Raw genomic sequence first — 18,036 nt, forward strand, 5'->3', positions numbered from 1 at the left:
AAGGGTATGTTGAAACAAGCTTTATAAACATGAATTTCAAAATTCTTTAATTTAAAGGTAAAAAATTTGTCGAATTCGCGCATACTAAAATCCCGCAGGTATGCACCTGCGGGATTAAGTCAACTATATTGCTAATTGAATTATACTAATTCAATTATTGCCATTTCTGCTCCATCGCCTCTGCGTGGTCCCAATTTTAGAATTCTAGTGTATCCACCGTTTCTATCCTTGTATTTAGGAGCAACTTCTTCAAATAGCTTACTTACTGCATTTTTATCATATAAATAAGCTGCTGCTTGACGTCTTGCATGTAGATCTCCTCTTTTACCAAGAGTAATAGTTCTTTCTGCAACTCTTCTTAATTCTTTGGCTCTAGTTACTGTTGTAACCATTCTGCCATTGTTAATTAAGTCAGCAGTCATGTTTCTTAACATTGCTACTCTGTGGTCAGACTTGATACCAAGCTTTCTGTGACTACCCATGCTTAGTCCTCCTTTTACTGCTAATTATCATTTTTCCTTAAAGACAAACCCAACTCTTCAAGTTTCTTCGCTACTTCATCCAAAGATTTCTTTCCGAGGTTTCTAACTTTCATCATGTCATCTTCTGACTTGTATGTAAGTTCCTCTACAGTATTGATTCCTGCTCTCTTCAGACAGTTGTAGGATCTTACTGATAAATCAAGTTCCTCTATTGTCATTTCCAAAACTTTTTCTTTTTCATCTTCTTCTTTTTCAATCATTATTTCAACATCGTTAATATGTTCTGTCAATGATATGAACAAGTTGAGATGTTCGTTCAATATTTTTGCTCCTAAAGAAACTGCTTCTTCAGGTTCAATTGTTCCGTTAGTCCAAATCTCGATTGTCAATTTGTCAAAATCTGTTCTGTTTCCAACTCTGGTGTCTTCCACTGAGAAGTTTACTTTTTTAACAGGCGTGTAGATTGAATCAATTGGGATTACGCCGATTGACTGGCTATCCTTCTTGTTTCTTTCAGCAATTACATATCCTCTTCCTTGTTCCATTTCCATCTCAATAATGAGCTCGGAACCTTCTTCAAGAGTTGCAATATGCAAATCTTCGTTGATTATATCAACGTCGCCCCCTGTTATAATATCTGCTGCTGTAACCTCTTTAGGTCCCTTTGCGTCTATTAAAAGCTGCACAGGTCCGGGCACGTTCATTTTCGCAGCCAGATTCTTAATATTAAGAATTATCTCTGTTACATCTTCTCTTACTCCAGGTATTGTAGAAAATTCATGCAATACACCTTGGATGTTGATAGATGTAACAGCAGCTCCTGGTAACGATGAAAGTAGTATTCTTCTGAGCGAATTTCCAAGTGTTGTTCCGTAACCTCTTTCAAGTGGTTCAACAACTATCTTCCCATATGAGTTATCATCATTCTTTTCAATTAACGTAATATTAGGTTTTTCTATTTCTATCATCCCAACCCTCCTTAGATGTGATGTATGTCGAGGGTAATAATTCTTAATTCTTACTACTTAGAGTACAACTCGACAATCAGATGCTCTTCTATTGGTATTTCAATATCTTCTTTCGCAGGTTCAGCTATTATTCTGCCTGTGAAGTTTTCAGGTTCAACTTGCAGCCATTGTGGTGCAGTTTTTTTGTGATTTTCAACTAAAGCTTTGAATTTGTCAGAGCTTTGGCTCTTTTCCTTAACCTTTATTACATCGCCAACTGAAAGAGTCATTGATGGAATATCAGCCTTCTTACCGTTTACTGTAAAATGACCGTGAACTACCAATTGTCTTGCTTCTGGTCTTGAACTTGCAAAGCCTAATCTGTATATTACATTGTCAAATCTAAGCTCCATCAATTTCAATAAGTTATCACCAGTTTTTCCAGACATTTTATCTGCAACTTTAAAAGCTTCAGCAAATTGTCCTTCCAAAACTCCGTAATACTTTCTAACTTTTTGTTTTTCTCTCAACTGAATACCGTAGTTAGTCAGTTTCTTGTTGTTTTGACCGTGCTGTCCAGGAGCATAGTTTCTTCTTCCTATAGAACACTTGTCAGTGTAACATCTGTCACCTTTTAAATATAACTTTAATCCTTCTCTTCTGCATATTCTGCAAACAGGTCCAGTATATCTTGCCATCTTTTCACCTCGTTTCTAATTATACTCTTCTACGTTTTGGTGGTCTGCAACCATTATGTGGTATTGGAGTAACGTCTTTTATTAAATTAACTTCCAGTCCAGCTGCCTGCAAAGATCTTATTGCTGCTTCTCTGCCTGAGCCCGGTCCTTTAACGTACACTTCTACTGTCTTCAAACCATGTTCCATAGCTCTTTTTGCTGCTTCTTCTGCAACCATGCTAGCTGCATATGGAGTTGATTTTCTTGAACCCTTGAATCCCAATTGTCCTGAACTAGCCCAAGAAAGCGCGTTTCCCTGCAAGTCAGTAAGAGTTACAAGTGTATTGTTAAAAGTTGACTTAATATGTGCCTGGCCTTTTTCAATATTTTTACGTTCTCTTTTTCTTACTCTTGTTTTTTGTTGTTTTTTAGCTGCCACTTAAGTCCCTCCTTTTATTTTTTAGATTTTTTCCCTGAAACTCTCTTAGGACCTTTTCTAGTTCTAGCATTGTTTTTAGTGTTTTGTCCTCTGACAGGCAATCCTTTTTTATGTCTTAAGCCTCTGTAGCAGTTGATTTCTTTTAATCTCTTAATATTCAACGCTATTTCTCTTCTCAAGTCACCTTCAACAGGATGCTTATCTATTTCAGTTCTTAACTGTTGTATTTCATCTTCAGTCAGGTCTTTAACTCTTGTATCAGCGTTAATACCTGTGTCTTTTAATATCTGGTTTGAAGTCTTTCTGCCTATACCATAGATATATGTCAGACCGATTTCAACTCTTTTTTCTCTTGGTAAATCCACACCAGCGATTCTGGCCATTAAGCTTACACCTCCTACCTCAGTAGCACTTAATCTTCTATTTTATATCTGTCTAGCCTTGTTTTTGTTTGTGCTTTGGATTTTCGCAAATTACCATAACTTTGCCTTTTCTTCTGATAATCTTGCATTTCTCGCACATTGGTTTTACTGATGGTCTTACTTTCATTGTAATACCTCCTTACTTTTTCCTCCAGGTTATTCTTCCTCTTGTCAAATCATATGGTGATAATTCAACAGCTACAGTATCTCCCGGAAGAATCCTGATATAGTTCATCCTCAGTTTTCCAGAAATATGCGCTAAAATCTGGTGTCCGTTCTGAAGCTCAACTATGAACATTGCATTAGGAAGTGCTTCCAGGACTTTTCCTTCGACTTCTATAACATCTTTCTTGGACATTGATCACTCAACCTCCATTTCTACAGATACATTTTTTGTGAAGGGCTCAAGTAGCTTTCTCACATATGCATCATCGAGATTTTCGTTACATTGTAACTTGAATGCAAATTCTGTCAATACTGTATTATAAATCATTAAATGTTTAATTTTTTTCTTTTTAGGAGAATCTAGCTTTCTGAGATCTCCGTCACATACCAATACATTTTGTTCATCCGCAACGTTGCATACAATAAATATTCTTCCTTTATCTCTGCCTGCCTTGGATTTCACTATCTGACCAATTTTAATATCTGTTGTAAATTCCAATAAATCACCCCTATAATACGGTTAACAGCTCTGGTTCGCCGTCTGTAATAGCAACAGTATGTTCATAGTGAGCCGACGGTTTGCCGTCTGTGGTCACCACAGTCCAGTTGTTGTCAAGGACTTTCACGTTGTATGTTCCTGCGTTTATCATAGGCTCTATAGCAAGGACCATTCCAACTTGCAGCCGCGGCCCTTTACCAGGTCTTCCGAAGTTAGGTATTTGCGGTGATTCATGCATATCCTTCCCAACTCCGTGCCCAACGTAATCTCTTACAACCGAGAACCCTTGACTTTCTGCATACTGCTGTACTGCATGCGATATGTCTGAGAGTCTGTAAGACGTCTTTGCATACTTTATTCCTTCATAGAAACTTTGTCGAGTAGCTTCGACTAAACGTCTCTTCTCGTCGTCAACTTCTCCCACGAGGAATGTTTTTGCGCTGTCTCCCACATATCCTTCAAAAGTAGCACCTATATCAATGCTGACAATGTCGCCTTCTATAAGTTTTCTGCTGTTTGGAAATCCATGAACAACTTCTTCATTTACCGAAGCGCATATTGAATATGGAAATCCTCCGTAACCTTTGAATGTAGGTATCGCATTTTGAGATCTTAAGAAATCTTCAACCATCTGATCAATTTCTTTAGTAGTAACTCCGGGTTTAATGTACTTTCTCACAAGTTCATGAGACTGTGCCACCAAACGTCCGGCTTTTCTCATAATTTCTATTTCTCTTCTTGTTTTGAGGATAATCATACTATTTATTCCTCAATTTTGCAACAATGTTTTTGCCAACCTCAGCTATAGGTTTTTCACCGTCTATGTTAACTATTATACCTTTATTGGTGTAATATTCTATAAGCGGTTCAGTCTGCTCCTGGTAAACATTAATTCTTTTGGTAACAGTCTCTTCAGTATCATCCTTGCGCTGAAGAAGTTCGCCTTTACAATTGTCACAAACACCTTCCACTGTTGGTTTGTTGAAAGTCATATGGTATGTCTGACCGCAGTCTTTACACACTCTTCTTCCAACAGCTCTTTCAATGAGAAGTTCTTTTCTTACTTCTATATTAACTACATAATCAAGACTCTGATCCATGTCCTTTAAAGCTTCTTCTAAAGCATCTGCCTGGAATATTGTTCTTGGAAATCCGTCTAACAGAAATCCATTTTTGCAATCTTCATCAAGCAATCTGTCCTTGACAAGTTCCACTGTCAGTTCATCCGGAACAAGTAAACCCTGATCCATATATTCTTTAGCTTTTTTGCCCAGAACAGTTCCTTCTTTAATATTTTTTCTGAATATATCACCTGTGGATATATGTGGTATTGAAAATTCCTTTACTATGGTGTCTGCCTGAGTTCCTTTTCCGGCTCCGGGAGGCCCCAATAAAATTGCTCTCATTTTCCTTACCTCTCTTACTTCAAAAATCCTTTGTAGTGTCTCATCAACATCTGAGCTTCAACTTGCTTCATTGTCTCGAGAGCTACGCCGGTTACAATCAACAGTGACGTTCCGCCAAAGTTAATGTTCAAATCCGTAAATGAAAATACTAAAGTTGGTATTGTCGCTATTATTGCAAGTGATATTGCACCTGCTATTGTTATTCTGTTTAAAACTTTGTTTAAATACTCTGCAGTTGGTCTGCCTGGTCTGATTCCAGGTATAAATCCTCCATTTTCTTTGAGGGTATTTGAATATTCAAATGGATTGAACTGTACCGCTGTATAGAAATATGTGAAGAATATTATCAATAATATATTTAAGATTGTATAAACATATATTCCTGGACTTTGAGCTGTTGAGAAATACTTTTGTACTCCCTCTGCCATGCTTGGGAAGAAGAATGCCAATGTCTGTGGTATTGCCAAGAGTGTTGAAGCAAATATTACCGGCATAACTCCTGCCATTAACACTTTCATAGGAATGTGTGTGCTTTGTCCGCCATACATTTTTCTTCCTACAACTCTTTTTGCATACTGCACCGGTACTTTTCTTTCACCTTGCTGGATAGCTATTACTCCAACAACTATGAAGAAAGCAAATATCAGGAATATTAAGATTTCTATTATATTTACCGCTCCGTTTTGAACCTGGAAAATCATAGTTCCAAAGTCTCTAGGATAGCGGGATACTATACCAATCATTATTATCAGTGATATACCGTTGCCAATACCTTTGTCTGTAATTAACTCTCCCAGCCACATCAAGAATGCTGTTCCTGCTGTAAGTACTATTACTACTGAAACTATTGATAAGAAGCTTTTGTCAATGATTGCTGAATTAAAGAATCCAACGCTGTATGCTGTAGCTTGTATCAATGCCAGTATAACAGTTACATATCTGGTCCATTGAGCCATTTTTTTCTTTCCGTCTTCTGCTTTGAAAAATTGTTCAATTGATGGAATTGCAATTGCCAACAACTGAAGAATTATAGAAGACGTAATGTATGGATAAATATTTAATGCAAATATTGTAAAATCTTTGAAAGCACCGCCGGACATCATATCAAAGAAATCCAGCAGACCTCCTGCTGTGCCTGAAAACATGTTTTGAACAACTGCTTTATCTATTCCTGGAACAGGTATTACAGCGCCTAATCTGTACACTACTAACATTAAAAAAGTAAAAATCATTCTTTTTCTTAAATCAGGTATTTTCCATGCATTTTTTAAAGTTTCAAACAACTTAAATCACCTCAGCTTTTCCGCCGGCAGCTTCGATTTTTTCTACCGCTGATTTGCTGAATTTATGAGCTTTAACTGTAAGCTTCTTAGCAAGTTCACCGTTTCCCAGTATCTTAATACCATCAAGTTGTTTTTTAACAATACCCTCTGACTTAAGAACTTCTGGAGTAACCTCTGCTCCATCTTCGAATTGGTTTAACACTTCAACATTTATCTCAGCAAACACTGTTCCAAAGACATTAGTAAATCCTCTCTTTGGCAGTCTCCTGTAAAGAGGCATCTGTCCGCCTTCAAATCCTGGTCTTACTCCGCCGCCAGAACGTGATTTTTGTCCATTCATACCTCTGCCGGCTGTCTTACCCTGTCCTGTAGCTGTACCTCTTCCTAATCTTTTTCTGTTTTTTGAACTACCAGGACTAGGTTTTAATTCATGAAGTTTCATCTTTAACACCTCCTTATAGTCTTATTCAATAACCTCTACCATGAAGTCGACTTTTTTGATCATTCCTCTGATTTGAGGAGTATCTTCTTTTTCAACTATCTGGCCTATTTTTCTCAAACCTAAAGCTTTAATGTTTTTAACCTGGTTAGGTGTTCTACCGATCTTGCTTTTTGTTTGTTTAATTTTTATCGTTGCCATAATTTCACCTCTTAACCTAATATTTCTTCTACAGATTTACCTCTGATTTTTGCTACATCTTCAGGCTTCTTAAGAAGTTTTAAGGCTTCAATTGTTGCATTTACTACGTTTCTTGGGTTGCTTGATCCCAAAGACTTTGTTCTTATATCTCTTATTCCTGCAAGTTCTAATACTGCACGAACAGGACCGCCGGCTATGATTCCAGTACCTTCTTTGGCTGGTTTAACAAGAACTCTGCCTGCGCCATATCTGCCAATTATTTCATGTGGCACTGTTGTATCTTTCAGTGGCACTTCGATCATGTTCTTTTTAGCATCCTGGATTGCTTTTCTAATAGCATCTGGAATTTCAACAGCTTTTGCCATTCCTATTCCAACATGACCATTTTCATCACCAACAACAACCAATACGCTGAATCTAAAGTTTCTACCACCTTTAACAACTTTAGTTACACGGTTGATGCTGATAACTTTTTCTTTCACATCCAGTTGGCTTGCATCTATACGTCCACGCTGCTCCATGACTAACCTCCTTATTAAAATTCAAGTCCGCTTTCTCTTGCTCCGTCAGCAAGTACTTTAACTCTGCCATGATATAAATAGCCGCCTCTGTCGAAAACTACTGTATTTATACCTTTATTCTTCGCTCTTTCTCCTACTGTTTTGCCAACTAATTTTGCTGCATCAGTCTTAGTAAGCTCAGCTACCTGGTCTCTCAATTCTTTATCTTGTGTAGATGCAGATGCAAGAGTTGTTCCAGTAGCATCATCAATTACTTGAGCGTATATGTGCTTAGAGCTTTTAAATATATTCAATCTTGGTCTCTCAGGAGTTCCTACGACTTTATTTCTTATACTATAGTGTCTTTCTTTTCTCTTTTGATTTTTATCAATTTTTTTAAGCACTAATACTCACTCCTTTCTTAATTATTTACCAGTTTTACCAGCTTTACGTCTAACAACTTCATTAGTGTACTTAATACCCTTTCCTTTGTAAGGTTCAGGTCTTCTCCAGTCTCTAATAACTGCCGCGTAATTACCTACTTGCTGTTTATCTATACCTTTTACTATTATCTTGTTAGTTCCTTCTACAGCTGTTTCAATTCCTTGTGGATCTTCCATTTCAACAGGATGTGAGAAACCTAAGTTCAATACCAATTTGTTTCCTTGCTTTTGTGCTCTATATCCAACACCTACGATTTCAAGTGTCTTATCGAAACCTGCAGTAACACCAACTACCATGTTGCTGATGAGAGTTCTTGTCAATCCGTGAAGAGATCTGTTTGTTTTTTCATCATTAGGTCTTGAAACTGTTAATTCAGTTCCTTCGATTTCTATTTTCATGGATTTAGCCAGCTGTTGTTCAAGCTGTCCCTTTGGTCCCTTAACAACTGCATAATTGTTTTTGTCGATTTTAACTTCAACATTTGCAGGTATAGTTACAGGTTTAATACCTATTCTTGACATCTTAGCACCTCCTATTCGTTTATTATTACCATACGTAGCAGATTACTTCTCCGCCAACTCCCTGTGTTCTTGCTTTTTTGTCTGTTATAATACCTTGTGATGTAGAAAGTATAGCTATTCCTAAGCCACCCAATACCTTTGGAGTTTCATCTTTTCCTACGTAAACTCTTAGTCCCGGTTTAGATATTCTCTTAATGCCAGTTATAACTCTTTCCTTGTTTTGCTGGTATTTAAGTTCAACTCTTATAATACCTTGCTTTCCATCATCTATAACATCAAAACCCTTAACATAACCTTCTTCCAAAAGAATTGTTGCTAATTCTTTCTTTATCTTTGAAGACGGTACATCAACAAATTCGTGCTTTGCTTTATTGCCATTTCTTATTCTCGTTAACATATCTGCGATAGGATCTGTCATTACCATGTAAGTAACCTCCTTCCATTTTATAAATTTTACCAGCTAGCTTTTTTAACGCCAGGTATCTGACCTTTATAAGCCAGTTCTCTAAAGCATATACGGCATATACCGAATTTCCTTAAATAAGCATGAGGTCTTCCACAAATCTTGCATCTTGTATATTCTCTTGTAGAGAATTTCTGTTTTCTCTGTTGTTTAACTTTTAGAGATGTTTTTGCCATAATTTCGCTCCCTCCCTTACTTACTAAAAGGCATTCCCATTAATTTCAAAAGCTCACGTGCTTCCTCATCTGTATTAGCTGTGGTTGTTATGATTATGTCCATACCTCTTATTTTATCGATTTTATCGTAATTGATTTCTGGAAATATCAATTGTTCTTTAATTCCTAAAGCGTAGTTTCCTCTTCCGTCAAAAGCTGTTTTTGAAACGCCTCTGAAGTCTCTAACTCTAGGTAAAGCCACATTTACAAGTTTGTCAAGGAATTCATACATGTGATTTCCTCTTAAAGTTACCTTGCAACCAACTGCCATGCCTTCTCTTAATTTAAAGTTAGAAATTGATTTTCTAGCTTTAGTAACTACAGGTTTTTGACCTGCTATGATAGTCATTTCTTCTACGGCGTTTTCTAAGAATTTTTGGTTTTCTTTAGCTTCACCAACGCCCATATTAATTATGATTTTTTCTATTCTAGGTGCCTGCATAATGCTTTTATACTGAAATTTTTCCATCAGCGCCGGCACTACTTGTTCGTTATATGTCGTTTTTAATCTAGCCATATAATTCGTACCTCCCTTCGAGCATTATATTAAATCAGTGTACCGCATTTTTTACATGCTCTTACTTTTTTTCCGTTTTCTATTTTAGTTTCAGTTCTTACGCCTGATTTGCATTTATCGCAATATAGCATAACATTGGAAACATTAATAGTGCCTTCCTGGTGCAAAATGCCTGCTTGCTGCATTTGATTAGTCTGCTTTTGATGCTTTGTAATCATTTTTACACCTTCAACGATGACTCTATTTTGTTTTGGCATGCTTGTAAGAACTTTACCTATCTTACCTTTGTCGCTGCCTGCTATAACTACAACTTTATCGCCTTTTTTTACGTGCATCTTTATACACCTCCCATTAAAGTACTTCCGGTGCTAGTGAGATTATCTTCATGAATTTTCCATCTCTTAATTCTCTTGTTATAGGTCCAAATATACGTGTTCCAACTGGTGTTTTATCATCTTTGATGATAACAGCTGCATTCTCATCGAATTTTATATATGTGCCATCTTTTCTTCTTACGCCAGTCTTAGTTCTCACTATAACCGCCTTAACAACATCACCCTTCTTAACAACTCCTCCAGGTGTTGCAGATTTAACCGCACATACAATTATATCGCCAATGTTACCATATTTTCTAACGGAACCGCCCATTACTCTTATTACAAGAACTTCTTTTGCTCCAGAATTGTCTGCGACTCTTAACCTCGACTCAGTTTGTATCATGTCTTCTACCTCCCTTCAATTGTCTTAGGGTTTATTTAGCTTTCTCTAATATTTCGATGACTCTCCAACATTTTTCTTTTGATAATGGTCTTGTTTCCATTATTTTAACAGTGTCACCTATTTTGCACATATTCTCTTCATCATGTGCCTTGTATTTCTTAGTCATTTTTATTTGTTTCTTATAAAGAGGATGTGCTACAAGTTTCTCAGTAGCAACTACTATTGTTTTATCCATTTTATCACTGACTACTTTTCCAATTCTTACTTTTCTGTTGCCTCTTTCCAAAGTAAATATCCTCCTTTCTTATTGAGCGTTAATGTTCAATTCACGTTCTCTGAGAACTGTCTTAACACGTGCAATATCTTTCTTGACCTTATTTATTCTCATCGGATTGTCAAGCTCTCCGGTTGCAAGTTGAAATCTTAAATTGAAAAGTTCTGTCTTTAAGTCAACTACAGACTTGTTCAATTCATCAACTGATTTATTTCTTAGTTCATTAGCTTTCATTTGCTTCACCATCCTTTTCTGCTGCCTGATCCTTGGTAACAAATTTGCATTTGATAGGCAATTTATGCATGGCAAGTCTCATTGCTTCTCTGGCTACTTCTTCTGAAACCCCTGACATTTCGAACATTATTCTGCCAGGTTTTACAACTGCCACCCAGTACTCAGGTGATCCCTTACCTTTACCCATACGAGTTTCGGCAGGTTTTTTTGTAACTGGTTTATCTGGGAATATTTTAATCCAAATTTGTCCGCCTCTCTTAACTGATCTAGTCATAGCTCTTCTGGCAGCTTCTATCTGGTTTGATGTTATCCAAGCGGGTTCAAGTGCTTGAAGCCCATATTCGCCGTAAGTAACCTTGTTGCCTCTTGTTGCAACTCCAGTCATTCTACCTCTTTGCTGCTTACGGTGTTTTACTCTTTTAGGCATTAACATAATAATTTCCTCCTTCCTTCAGGACTTATTACTTTTTATCTCTTTTATTAAAGTTATTGTTTGGTCTTCTTTTTTTCTTGTTATCTCTGTTGTCTGAAAGTGCTTTTGTTGGTTCCTGATTGTCTGACAATAATGAACCTTTCTTTCTCAGAACTTCACCTCTGCATATCCATACTTTAACGCCGATTTTACCGAATGTAGTGTTTGCTTCTGCAAAACCATAGCTAATGTCAGCTCTTAAAGTTTGAAGAGGAATTTTACCCTCTGAATATCCTTCAGTTCTAGCCATATCTGCTCCGTTCAATCTTCCAGATACACTAGTCTTAATTCCCTTAGCACCCAATTTCATTGTTCTTTGCATTGATTGTTTCATTGCTCTTCTGAAAGATATACGCTTTTCGATCTGGCTAGCGATATTTTCAGCAACTAATTGTGCATTTAATTCAGGAACCTTTATTTCTTCTACATTGATTATAACAGTCTTTCCAGATATTGCTTCGATGGCATTTTTTAAACTGTCAACGCCAGTACCGCCCTTACCGATTATCATACCTGGTTTTGCTGTGAATACACTTACTTTCACTCTGCTGGCAAATCTTTCGATTTCTACCTTAGCAATACCTGCTTGATTCAAGTTTTTATTTATATACTCACGAATTTTGTAGTCTTCGTTTAAGTTGATTCCAAAATTCTTCTTGTCAGCATACCATTTAGAGTCCCAATCATTGATTATACCAACTCTAAGTCCATGAGGATTTACCTTTTGACCCATTTTTTACCTCCTTTACTGATGTTAGTCTCTTTCTTTTACTACAGCACCGATGTGACTGCTTCTCTTTAATATTTTATATGCTGAACCCTTTGCTCTAGGTCTCCATCTCTTAAGAGTTGGTCCTTGATTAGCATAGACTTCAGAAACAAATAATTTGTCTCTATTCATATCAAAGTTGTTTTCTGCATTTGCTGTAGCTGATTTAACTACTTTTTCCAAAATTTTAGCACCTTTGCTTGGGTAAAATTTCAAAATTGCCAATGCTTCGTCAACTTGTTTGCCTCTTACCATATCACACACGAATCTCATTTTTCTAGGTGATACTCTTATATATTTAGCAACTGCTCTAGCTTCCATTTAAGCTTACCTCCCTTCCTATCTAACTTTTGAAGATTTATCAGTCTTATCATGTCCACGATAAGTTCTTGTTGGAGCAAATTCGCCGAGTTTGTGTCCAACCATATCTTCAGTTATATATACAGGAACGTGCTTTCTGCCATCATGTATAGCTAATGTATGGCCTACCATTTCGGGGAATATTGTCGATCTTCTAGACCAAGTTTTTAATACTTTCTTATTGTTGGCTTCATTCATATCCACAATCTTCTTCATAAGACTTGGCTCGCAATAAGGCCCTTTCTTTAATGATCTACCCATTCACTATTTCCTCCTTTCACAAAACAATCGCCTATTTTGCGTTTCTTCTCTTAACAATCATCTTGTCAGATTTATTCTTTTTCTTACGAGTTTTGTAACCAAGGGCTGGTTTACCCCAAGGAGTAACTGGTCCTGGTCTACCTATAGGAGCTCTACCTTCTCCACCACCGTGTGGGTGGTCGTTAGGATTCATTACGGAACCTCTTACTGTAGGTCTGATTCCCATATGTCTCTTTCTTCCAGCTTTACCTATTGATATATTTTCATGATCTAAATTTCCAACTTGGCCGATTGTAGCTCTGCAGTCCAGGCTTACCATTCTCATTTCACTGCTTGGTAATCTAAGTGTAGCATATTTGCCTTCCTTAGCCATAAGCTGAGCTGAGTTTCCAGCTGAACGAACAAGCTGAGCACCTTTGCCAGGTTTAAGTTCTATATTATGAATTAATGTACCTACAGGAATGTTTCTTAAAGGAAGTGCATTACCGATTTTGATATCGGCATCCGGTCCTGAAACAATTGTGTCACCAACATTCAATTTATATGGAGCGATGATGTATCTTTTTTCTCCGTCTACATAATTGATTAAAGCGATATTCGCGCTTCTGTTTGGATCATATTCGATTGTTGCAACTTTTCCCGGAACTCCGTCTTTAGTTCTTTTAAAATCAATGATTCTATATTTTCTCTTTTCTCCGCCGCCCTGATGACGAACAGTTATTCTACCGTAAGAGTTTCTGCCCGCTTTGCTTTTCAATGGAGCTAAAAGAGACTTCTCTGGTTCATTAGTAGTAATTTCTTCAAATGTTGAAACAGTCATTTGTCTCAACGCCGGAGAGGTTGGTCTGTATTTTCTAATACCCATGAGATTTTCCTCCTTTTTTCAATTTATACCGTTTAGATTCCTTCAAAGAATTCTATTGTCTTGCTTTCTTCTGTTAAAGTAACGATGGCTTTTTTCCAGTCGTTTTTCTTGCCAACACTTGCGCCCATTCTCTTTTTCTTTCCAAGCATGTTCATAGTGTTTACGCTATCTACTTTAACTCCGAATATTTTTTCCACTGCATTTTTTATTTCTGTCTTATTTGATTTCTTATCTACCACAAAAGTGTACTTTTTGTCAGCCATGTTGTCCATGCTGGCTTCTGTAACTATTGGTCTGATTATAATATCGTGTGGATCGCGCATTATGCGTACACCTCCTCCACTTTATTAACTGCATCCTTTGTTATTATGAAAGAATCACAGTTTAATATGTCATAAACATTGATTGTATTAACATAAGCTGTCTTAACACCTTCGATGTTAGCAGCTGCTCTTAATACAGCCTCATCTCTTTCAGGTAAAACTATCAATGTCTTTTTACTTGCTTTAAGGTTAGTCAAAACCTTAACCATTTCTTTTGTTTTTGGCTGTTCCAGCACAATTCTGTCAACAACGATCATTTCCTGATCCTGAACTTTAGAAGTTAATGCTGATTTAAGAGCCAATCTCTTAACTTTTTTAGGAATTTTGTAGCTGTAATCTCTTGGTTTTGGCGCAAATACAACTCCGCCGCCTTTCCACTGAGGTGCTCTGATACTTCCTTGTCTTGCACGGCCAGTACCTTTTTGTCTCCATGGCTTTCTTCCGCCGCCACGAACTTCGCCTCTCAGCTTAGCTGATTGAGTTCCTTGTCTTTGATTAGCCAAATAATTTTTTACAGCTTCATACATTACATGAGTGTTTACTTCTACACCAAATATGTCATCGCTTAATTGGATGTCGCCTACTTGGCTGCCTGTTATATCATAAAGAGCTACTTTTGGCATCTTTAATCCTCCTTTCCCTGCAATTATTACTTAGATTTTCTAACTGCTTCTCTTATTTTTACTAAACCTTTTTTAGGTCCTGGTATTGCACCTTTTAAAAGTAATGCGTTTCTTTCAACGTCTACTTTAACTACTTCAAGGTTTAATACTGTTACTTTTTCATTTCCCATATGTCCGTGATGCTTAGTTCCCTTTACTACTCTTCCAACACCTGCAGAAGCTCCCAAAGAACCTCTTAATCTGTGGAATTTTGAACCGTGGCTTGCATCACCTGTATGGTGGCCATGTCTTTTAATACTTCCCTGGAATCCCTTACCTTTAGAAATACCAGAAACGTCAACTTTTTCACCAGCCTGGAAAATGTCAACTCCGATTTTCTGACCAACTTCGTAGTCATCGATGTTGTCTACTCTGAACTCTCTCAAAAATCTCTTAGGTTCTGCTTTTGATTTATCAAAATGACCTTTGATAGGTTTAGTAACATTTTTCAGTTTTACATCACCAAATCCAACCTGAATTGCGTTATAACCGTCTTTTTCAACAGTTTTCTTCTGAACAACAACCATGTCGCTGGATTCAACAACTGTAACCGGAACAACATCACCCAGTTCAGTAAATACTTGAGTCATTCCGACTTTTTTACCAAGAATTGCTTTCATCTTTACACCTCCTATTTTCTTACAGCGGATTGCCTTTTGGGCAATCATTCTAAGCAGAGTTGCTTTTTGCTTTATTTTTCTCTACTTGCTTTTACAATTTGATTTCAATGTCCACTCCAGCTGGCAGATTCAATTTCATCAACGAATCAACAGTCTTAGGAGTAGGATTTGTTATGTCAATCAATCTTTTGTGTGTTCTTTGTTCAAACTGCTCTCTGGAATCTTTGTACTTGTGAACTGCTCTAAGTATTGTGATTATCTGTTTTTCTGTCGGCAGCGGAATTGGACCTGCTACTGTTGCACCAGTACTTTTAGCTGTTTCCACGATTTTTTGTGCAGATTGATCAATTAATTGATGATCATAAGCTTTTAACCTAATTCTTATTTTCTGTGCGTTTGCCATTTTTTTACCTCCTTCTTCGTATGTCATCCATACAACTCGGAATTGCTCGATACACCCTACCGGGTGTTTCTTATTTTTTTAAAAAAGCAATACCGGTCGCCCTGTTTTCTAAACAGGACATACTCTGCAGAAATTACCTGAAACGTTGTATTTCAGCAACCTTCTGCGTCATCGCATGTGGCAAGCTTTATAATAATAAACCATAACTTATCATAAATCAAGTGTTTTTTTCATTTTTTTTCAAATATTTCAGATATTTAATATTTGTTACATTCCGTTAACAAAGTTTGTGTTTTCCCTGACATTATTAGCGCATTTTTGCTTGATTTTATGCTGATTTCTAAAATTACTGAAATTTAACAATTAAAATCAGGAACTTTTTTCAATTATACCATGTTCGTATTTAATTTGTACACACTTTTATATAATATCATATTATTTAAAAACGGGGAGTGCATTTCGGACGCCCTTGCCGTCAAGGAGGTTCCAGACGCAGCGGGAGAAAAAAACACCACCCGAAATTATTTGGATGGTGTCTTGAATATTCCATATTTAATTGTTAAAGTGATTTGCTTTCCTGTATTCTTTTTGCATTGATTTCTTTCCAAAGCTCCACATCAACACCTTTCCAAGAAAGCTTGTCAGGATCATAGTAAGGATCCCTGCCTGCTTTCATTTGTTCAACATAGTCTTTGTACAAAGCGATACATTTTGGGAATAATAAGATAACGATTAACATATTAACCCATGTAGTTGTACCAAGAGCAAGGTCTGAAAGGTTCCAAGCTGTACCGGATTCAATGATACCCCAGCAGAATACTAATACAGGCATACCAAATTGCATAGATTTTGTTATGGCTTTACGAATTTTTTGTTGTTCCGGTTTTTGGAACAAGTACAGAGCTGCTGTTTCTGCTTCATAATAGTAACTGATTAAACATGTGAAAGAGAATAATAACAACATAACTGCAATAAAGATATTTCCTAATCCACCAAGAACTGTACTTGCGGCCGCTTGAACGAATACAACACCACCAGTAACACCTGCAGCAATACCGCTGCCATTGTAGCCGCTTGCTGTATTGAAAGTGTCGGTTAAAAGAATCAAAAGACCTGAGCATGAACATACGATAACTGTATCTAACCATACACCTGCAGCATTGGATAAGCCCTGCTTAACAGGATGGCTGGTTTCAGCTGCTGCTGCTGTTGGTGTAGACTCGCCCATACCTGATGCAGATGAGAACGTACCTCTCTTAACACCTTGCTGAATTGCAGTACCAATACTAGCTCCAAATACAGCGTTCAATCCAAATGCAGAAGTAACAACATTAGAAATCAATGCAGGAACTTTTGTAATATTTAACACTACTACTATAATAGTAACAGCCATGTAAACAACTGTCATAAAAGGAACTATCATAGAAGCTACTGAGCTTATACGTTTGATACCGCCAAAGACTGTTATAAACAGCAGTATTGCAATAATAGCAGAAGTAACTGCCATTGGAACACCTGTTGCTTCACGGAATGCATCTGAAATTGTGTACGTAGCAGCTGCCGGCATAAATACAGCACAAGCCACACCAAAGACTACAGCCATAAATGTACCATATGCTTTCCAGCCAAGCCCACGCTCTGCACAGTAAGCACCGCCGCCACGGTATGCACCGTCAACTCGGATTTTATAAAGCTGACCAAGTGTACACTCAGCAAAGCAAACTGCAGAGTTAGTCATACCTATAAGTATCATCCAAAACATTGCACCGGGACCACCCATATAAATTGCAACGGCAACACCTGCTATATTGCCTGTACCAATACGCATAGCCATTGTAGTACAAAAAGATGCAAATGAAGAAATACCTGATGCGGAGTCACCTTTTTCTATGATACGGCTCCACATATCTCTAAAGCGAACAAATTGGAAAAAACCTAATCTTACTGTAAAATAAATACCGGTACCAGCAATAAGTACAAGCATACCAACGCCCCAAATATAGCCATTGGCCCAATTAACAAAACTGTTTAAAACATTTAACATAGTTCCCTCCTGAAATTTGATAAGGTTTTCACACAATTTATATTACCTGCCTAATGCCTGTTCTTATAAGATTGTCAATTTATTTTATAATAATAATTCCTGTGTTTTAAAATTTACAAATCCTATTAATTATGGCTAGTAATATAAATCAAATATAAATAAAGCAATTACTGTGCCAACTCTTATTTTTCTTTCATAACTGCAAAGTATCAGTAAAATTCAACATAATAAAATGCTTATTATTTTATATGTGAATTTATGTATAAAATTTTAATAAGTAATGTACAAAAATCATAACATTTAATGTAAGATTTCTGTACACATGTACTAAAATTCATAAGTTTTTTATACTTATTATTCTGTCATTCTAAGACGTCACCAGAAAAATTATATAAAAAAACAGCTTTCA

Annotated in this window: 33 protein-coding genes; all 33 read right to left on the reverse strand. The window is 36.8% G+C overall.

The genetic code is table 11. The features are described 5' to 3' along the window. Positions 1 to 140: 140 nt before the first annotated feature. A complete protein-coding gene (rplQ, locus tag BN358_RS16145) occupies positions 141 to 482 on the reverse strand; it encodes a 50S ribosomal protein L17 (protein WP_019229572.1) in 342 nt (113 codons plus the stop codon). A gap of 20 nt (positions 483 to 502) precedes the next feature. Beyond that, positions 503 to 1,450 (reverse strand): DNA-directed RNA polymerase subunit alpha, encoded by a 948-nt coding sequence (locus BN358_RS16150; protein WP_019229573.1) that lies wholly within the window; start codon positions 1,448 to 1,450, stop codon positions 503 to 505. Positions 1,451 to 1,503: 53 nt separating this feature from the next. Beyond that, on the reverse strand, positions 1,504 to 2,127 hold the full coding sequence (gene rpsD / locus BN358_RS16155) for a 30S ribosomal protein S4 (protein ID WP_019229574.1): 624 nt from the start codon (positions 2,125 to 2,127) through the stop codon (positions 1,504 to 1,506). A gap of 19 nt (positions 2,128 to 2,146) precedes the next feature. Next, entirely contained in the window at positions 2,147 to 2,545 is a 399-nt protein-coding gene (rpsK, locus tag BN358_RS16160; protein WP_019229575.1) for a 30S ribosomal protein S11, read from the reverse strand. Positions 2,546 to 2,559: 14 nt separating this feature from the next. Then, positions 2,560 to 2,928 (reverse strand): 30S ribosomal protein S13, encoded by a 369-nt coding sequence (rpsM, locus tag BN358_RS16165; protein WP_019229576.1) that lies wholly within the window; start codon positions 2,926 to 2,928, stop codon positions 2,560 to 2,562. Positions 2,929 to 2,980: 52 nt separating this feature from the next. Beyond that, a complete protein-coding gene (gene rpmJ / locus BN358_RS16170; protein ID WP_019229577.1) occupies positions 2,981 to 3,094 on the reverse strand; it encodes a 50S ribosomal protein L36 in 114 nt (37 codons plus the stop codon). Between the two features lie 12 nt (positions 3,095 to 3,106). Next, positions 3,107 to 3,325, reverse strand: a complete 219-nt coding sequence (gene infA, locus BN358_RS16175; protein WP_019229578.1) for a translation initiation factor IF-1 — start codon at positions 3,323 to 3,325, stop codon at positions 3,107 to 3,109. 3 nt (positions 3,326 to 3,328) lie between these two features. Beyond that, positions 3,329 to 3,631, reverse strand: coding sequence for a KOW domain-containing RNA-binding protein (locus BN358_RS16180; RefSeq protein WP_019229579.1), 303 nt, complete (start codon positions 3,629 to 3,631; stop codon positions 3,329 to 3,331). 10 nt (positions 3,632 to 3,641) lie between these two features. Then, positions 3,642 to 4,388, reverse strand: a complete 747-nt coding sequence (map, locus tag BN358_RS16185) for a type I methionyl aminopeptidase (RefSeq protein ID WP_019229580.1) — start codon at positions 4,386 to 4,388, stop codon at positions 3,642 to 3,644. 1 nt (position 4,389) lies between these two features. Then, a complete protein-coding gene (locus BN358_RS16190) occupies positions 4,390 to 5,037 on the reverse strand; it encodes an adenylate kinase (protein WP_019229581.1) in 648 nt (215 codons plus the stop codon). A 14-nt stretch (positions 5,038 to 5,051) separates the two neighbouring features. Then, complete coding sequence (gene secY, locus BN358_RS16195) at positions 5,052 to 6,320, reverse strand: preprotein translocase subunit SecY (RefSeq protein ID WP_019229582.1); 1,269 nt, start codon at positions 6,318 to 6,320, stop codon at positions 5,052 to 5,054. 1 nt (position 6,321) lies between these two features. Then, positions 6,322 to 6,762, reverse strand: a complete 441-nt coding sequence (gene rplO / locus BN358_RS16200) for a 50S ribosomal protein L15 (RefSeq protein WP_019229583.1) — start codon at positions 6,760 to 6,762, stop codon at positions 6,322 to 6,324. A gap of 21 nt (positions 6,763 to 6,783) precedes the next feature. After that, positions 6,784 to 6,960, reverse strand: a complete 177-nt coding sequence (gene rpmD / locus BN358_RS16205) for a 50S ribosomal protein L30 (RefSeq protein ID WP_019229584.1) — start codon at positions 6,958 to 6,960, stop codon at positions 6,784 to 6,786. 11 nt (positions 6,961 to 6,971) lie between these two features. After that, a complete protein-coding gene (rpsE, locus tag BN358_RS16210) occupies positions 6,972 to 7,481 on the reverse strand; it encodes a 30S ribosomal protein S5 (RefSeq protein ID WP_019229585.1) in 510 nt (169 codons plus the stop codon). Between the two features lie 14 nt (positions 7,482 to 7,495). Then, entirely contained in the window at positions 7,496 to 7,864 is a 369-nt protein-coding gene (gene rplR, locus BN358_RS16215) for a 50S ribosomal protein L18 (RefSeq protein WP_019229586.1), read from the reverse strand. 21 nt (positions 7,865 to 7,885) lie between these two features. After that, the gene (gene rplF, locus BN358_RS16220) at positions 7,886 to 8,425 is read right to left on the reverse strand and encodes a 50S ribosomal protein L6 (RefSeq protein WP_019229587.1); all 540 of its coding nucleotides are present in this window, start codon (positions 8,423 to 8,425) and stop codon (positions 7,886 to 7,888) included. 25 nt (positions 8,426 to 8,450) lie between these two features. Next, positions 8,451 to 8,849 carry a 30S ribosomal protein S8 gene (rpsH, locus tag BN358_RS16225; RefSeq protein ID WP_019229588.1) on the reverse strand — a complete coding sequence of 133 codons (399 nt, stop codon included), beginning with the start codon at positions 8,847 to 8,849 and terminating at the stop codon, positions 8,451 to 8,453. Between the two features lie 29 nt (positions 8,850 to 8,878). Further along, positions 8,879 to 9,064 (reverse strand): type Z 30S ribosomal protein S14, encoded by a 186-nt coding sequence (locus BN358_RS16230; RefSeq protein ID WP_019229589.1) that lies wholly within the window; start codon positions 9,062 to 9,064, stop codon positions 8,879 to 8,881. A 16-nt stretch (positions 9,065 to 9,080) separates the two neighbouring features. Continuing rightward, positions 9,081 to 9,620, reverse strand: coding sequence for a 50S ribosomal protein L5 (gene rplE / locus BN358_RS16235; RefSeq protein WP_019229590.1), 540 nt, complete (start codon positions 9,618 to 9,620; stop codon positions 9,081 to 9,083). A gap of 29 nt (positions 9,621 to 9,649) precedes the next feature. Beyond that, positions 9,650 to 9,955: a 50S ribosomal protein L24 gene (gene rplX / locus BN358_RS16240; RefSeq protein ID WP_019229591.1), complete on the reverse strand. Its 306-nt coding sequence runs from the start codon at positions 9,953 to 9,955 to the stop codon at positions 9,650 to 9,652. A 16-nt stretch (positions 9,956 to 9,971) separates the two neighbouring features. After that, on the reverse strand, positions 9,972 to 10,340 hold the full coding sequence (rplN, locus tag BN358_RS16245) for a 50S ribosomal protein L14 (RefSeq protein ID WP_019229592.1): 369 nt from the start codon (positions 10,338 to 10,340) through the stop codon (positions 9,972 to 9,974). 31 nt (positions 10,341 to 10,371) lie between these two features. Continuing rightward, on the reverse strand, positions 10,372 to 10,626 hold the full coding sequence (gene rpsQ / locus BN358_RS16250) for a 30S ribosomal protein S17 (RefSeq protein ID WP_019229593.1): 255 nt from the start codon (positions 10,624 to 10,626) through the stop codon (positions 10,372 to 10,374). An 18-nt stretch (positions 10,627 to 10,644) separates the two neighbouring features. Then, positions 10,645 to 10,848, reverse strand: a complete 204-nt coding sequence (gene rpmC, locus BN358_RS16255) for a 50S ribosomal protein L29 (protein WP_019229594.1) — start codon at positions 10,846 to 10,848, stop codon at positions 10,645 to 10,647. Next, entirely contained in the window at positions 10,838 to 11,281 is a 444-nt protein-coding gene (rplP, locus tag BN358_RS16260; RefSeq protein ID WP_019229595.1) for a 50S ribosomal protein L16, read from the reverse strand. The genes rpmC and rplP overlap by 11 nt, the downstream gene beginning before the upstream one ends. A gap of 28 nt (positions 11,282 to 11,309) precedes the next feature. After that, entirely contained in the window at positions 11,310 to 12,053 is a 744-nt protein-coding gene (gene rpsC, locus BN358_RS16265; RefSeq protein WP_019229596.1) for a 30S ribosomal protein S3, read from the reverse strand. A 21-nt stretch (positions 12,054 to 12,074) separates the two neighbouring features. Next, the gene (rplV, locus tag BN358_RS16270) at positions 12,075 to 12,410 is read right to left on the reverse strand and encodes a 50S ribosomal protein L22 (RefSeq protein ID WP_019229597.1); all 336 of its coding nucleotides are present in this window, start codon (positions 12,408 to 12,410) and stop codon (positions 12,075 to 12,077) included. A gap of 18 nt (positions 12,411 to 12,428) precedes the next feature. Next, positions 12,429 to 12,710: a 30S ribosomal protein S19 gene (gene rpsS / locus BN358_RS16275; protein WP_019229598.1), complete on the reverse strand. Its 282-nt coding sequence runs from the start codon at positions 12,708 to 12,710 to the stop codon at positions 12,429 to 12,431. A 31-nt stretch (positions 12,711 to 12,741) separates the two neighbouring features. Beyond that, a complete protein-coding gene (gene rplB / locus BN358_RS16280) occupies positions 12,742 to 13,575 on the reverse strand; it encodes a 50S ribosomal protein L2 (RefSeq protein ID WP_019229599.1) in 834 nt (277 codons plus the stop codon). Between the two features lie 32 nt (positions 13,576 to 13,607). Continuing rightward, complete coding sequence (rplW, locus tag BN358_RS16285) at positions 13,608 to 13,898, reverse strand: 50S ribosomal protein L23 (protein WP_019229600.1); 291 nt, start codon at positions 13,896 to 13,898, stop codon at positions 13,608 to 13,610. Further along, a complete protein-coding gene (gene rplD, locus BN358_RS16290; RefSeq protein ID WP_019229601.1) occupies positions 13,898 to 14,521 on the reverse strand; it encodes a 50S ribosomal protein L4 in 624 nt (207 codons plus the stop codon). The genes rplW and rplD overlap by 1 nt, the downstream gene beginning before the upstream one ends. A 26-nt stretch (positions 14,522 to 14,547) precedes the next feature. Beyond that, entirely contained in the window at positions 14,548 to 15,180 is a 633-nt protein-coding gene (gene rplC, locus BN358_RS16295; RefSeq protein ID WP_019229602.1) for a 50S ribosomal protein L3, read from the reverse strand. A 91-nt stretch (positions 15,181 to 15,271) separates the two neighbouring features. Further along, positions 15,272 to 15,583, reverse strand: coding sequence for a 30S ribosomal protein S10 (rpsJ, locus tag BN358_RS16300; RefSeq protein ID WP_019229603.1), 312 nt, complete (start codon positions 15,581 to 15,583; stop codon positions 15,272 to 15,274). 559 nt (positions 15,584 to 16,142) lie between these two features. Then, positions 16,143 to 17,627: a sodium:alanine symporter family protein gene (locus tag BN358_RS16305; RefSeq protein WP_019229604.1), complete on the reverse strand. Its 1,485-nt coding sequence runs from the start codon at positions 17,625 to 17,627 to the stop codon at positions 16,143 to 16,145. Positions 17,628 to 18,036: the final 409 nt, after the last annotated feature.

The sequence above is a fragment of the Sedimentibacter sp. B4 genome, assembly GCF_000309315.1.
Classification (GTDB): Bacteria; Bacillota; Clostridia; order Tissierellales; family Sedimentibacteraceae; genus Sedimentibacter; species Sedimentibacter saalensis.

Bases quoted from the DNA above. Each gene is read 5' to 3' on its own strand.
- rplQ (WP_019229572.1), bottom strand. From the start codon at position 482: ATGGGTAGTCACAGAAAGCTTGGTATCAAGTCTGACCACAGAGTAGCA.
- BN358_RS16150 (WP_019229573.1), bottom strand. From the start codon at position 1,450: ATGATAGAAATAGAAAAACCTAATATTACGTTAATTGAAAAGAATGAT.
- rpsD (WP_019229574.1), bottom strand. From the start codon at position 2,127: ATGGCAAGATATACTGGACCTGTTTGCAGAATATGCAGAAGAGAAGGA.
- rpsM (WP_019229576.1), bottom strand. From the start codon at position 2,928: ATGGCCAGAATCGCTGGTGTGGATTTACCAAGAGAAAAAAGAGTTGAA.
- rpmJ (WP_019229577.1), bottom strand. From the start codon at position 3,094: ATGAAAGTAAGACCATCAGTAAAACCAATGTGCGAGAAATGCAAGATT.
- infA (WP_019229578.1), bottom strand. From the start codon at position 3,325: ATGTCCAAGAAAGATGTTATAGAAGTCGAAGGAAAAGTCCTGGAAGCA.
- map (WP_019229580.1), bottom strand. From the start codon at position 4,388: ATGATTATCCTCAAAACAAGAAGAGAAATAGAAATTATGAGAAAAGCC.
- BN358_RS16190 (WP_019229581.1), bottom strand. From the start codon at position 5,037: ATGAGAGCAATTTTATTGGGGCCTCCCGGAGCCGGAAAAGGAACTCAG.
- rplO (WP_019229583.1), bottom strand. From the start codon at position 6,762: ATGAAACTTCATGAATTAAAACCTAGTCCTGGTAGTTCAAAAAACAGA.
- rpmD (WP_019229584.1), bottom strand. From the start codon at position 6,960: ATGGCAACGATAAAAATTAAACAAACAAAAAGCAAGATCGGTAGAACA.
- rpsE (WP_019229585.1), bottom strand. From the start codon at position 7,481: ATGGAGCAGCGTGGACGTATAGATGCAAGCCAACTGGATGTGAAAGAA.
- rplF (WP_019229587.1), bottom strand. From the start codon at position 8,425: ATGTCAAGAATAGGTATTAAACCTGTAACTATACCTGCAAATGTTGAA.
- rpsH (WP_019229588.1), bottom strand. From the start codon at position 8,849: ATGGTAATGACAGATCCTATCGCAGATATGTTAACGAGAATAAGAAAT.
- BN358_RS16230 (WP_019229589.1), bottom strand. From the start codon at position 9,064: ATGGCAAAAACATCTCTAAAAGTTAAACAACAGAGAAAACAGAAATTC.
- rplE (WP_019229590.1), bottom strand. From the start codon at position 9,620: ATGGCTAGATTAAAAACGACATATAACGAACAAGTAGTGCCGGCGCTG.
- rplX (WP_019229591.1), bottom strand. From the start codon at position 9,955: ATGCACGTAAAAAAAGGCGATAAAGTTGTAGTTATAGCAGGCAGCGAC.
- rplN (WP_019229592.1), bottom strand. From the start codon at position 10,340: ATGATACAAACTGAGTCGAGGTTAAGAGTCGCAGACAATTCTGGAGCA.
- rpmC (WP_019229594.1), bottom strand. From the start codon at position 10,848: ATGAAAGCTAATGAACTAAGAAATAAATCAGTTGATGAATTGAACAAG.
- rplP (WP_019229595.1), bottom strand. From the start codon at position 11,281: ATGTTAATGCCTAAAAGAGTAAAACACCGTAAGCAGCAAAGAGGTAGA.
- rpsC (WP_019229596.1), bottom strand. From the start codon at position 12,053: ATGGGTCAAAAGGTAAATCCTCATGGACTTAGAGTTGGTATAATCAAT.
- rplV (WP_019229597.1), bottom strand. From the start codon at position 12,410: ATGGAAGCTAGAGCAGTTGCTAAATATATAAGAGTATCACCTAGAAAA.
- rpsS (WP_019229598.1), bottom strand. From the start codon at position 12,710: ATGGGTAGATCATTAAAGAAAGGGCCTTATTGCGAGCCAAGTCTTATG.
- rplB (WP_019229599.1), bottom strand. From the start codon at position 13,575: ATGGGTATTAGAAAATACAGACCAACCTCTCCGGCGTTGAGACAAATG.
- rplW (WP_019229600.1), bottom strand. From the start codon at position 13,898: ATGCGCGATCCACACGATATTATAATCAGACCAATAGTTACAGAAGCC.
- rplD (WP_019229601.1), bottom strand. From the start codon at position 14,521: ATGCCAAAAGTAGCTCTTTATGATATAACAGGCAGCCAAGTAGGCGAC.
- rplC (WP_019229602.1), bottom strand. From the start codon at position 15,180: ATGAAAGCAATTCTTGGTAAAAAAGTCGGAATGACTCAAGTATTTACT.
- rpsJ (WP_019229603.1), bottom strand. From the start codon at position 15,583: ATGGCAAACGCACAGAAAATAAGAATTAGGTTAAAAGCTTATGATCAT.
- BN358_RS16305 (WP_019229604.1), bottom strand. From the start codon at position 17,627: ATGTTAAATGTTTTAAACAGTTTTGTTAATTGGGCCAATGGCTATATT.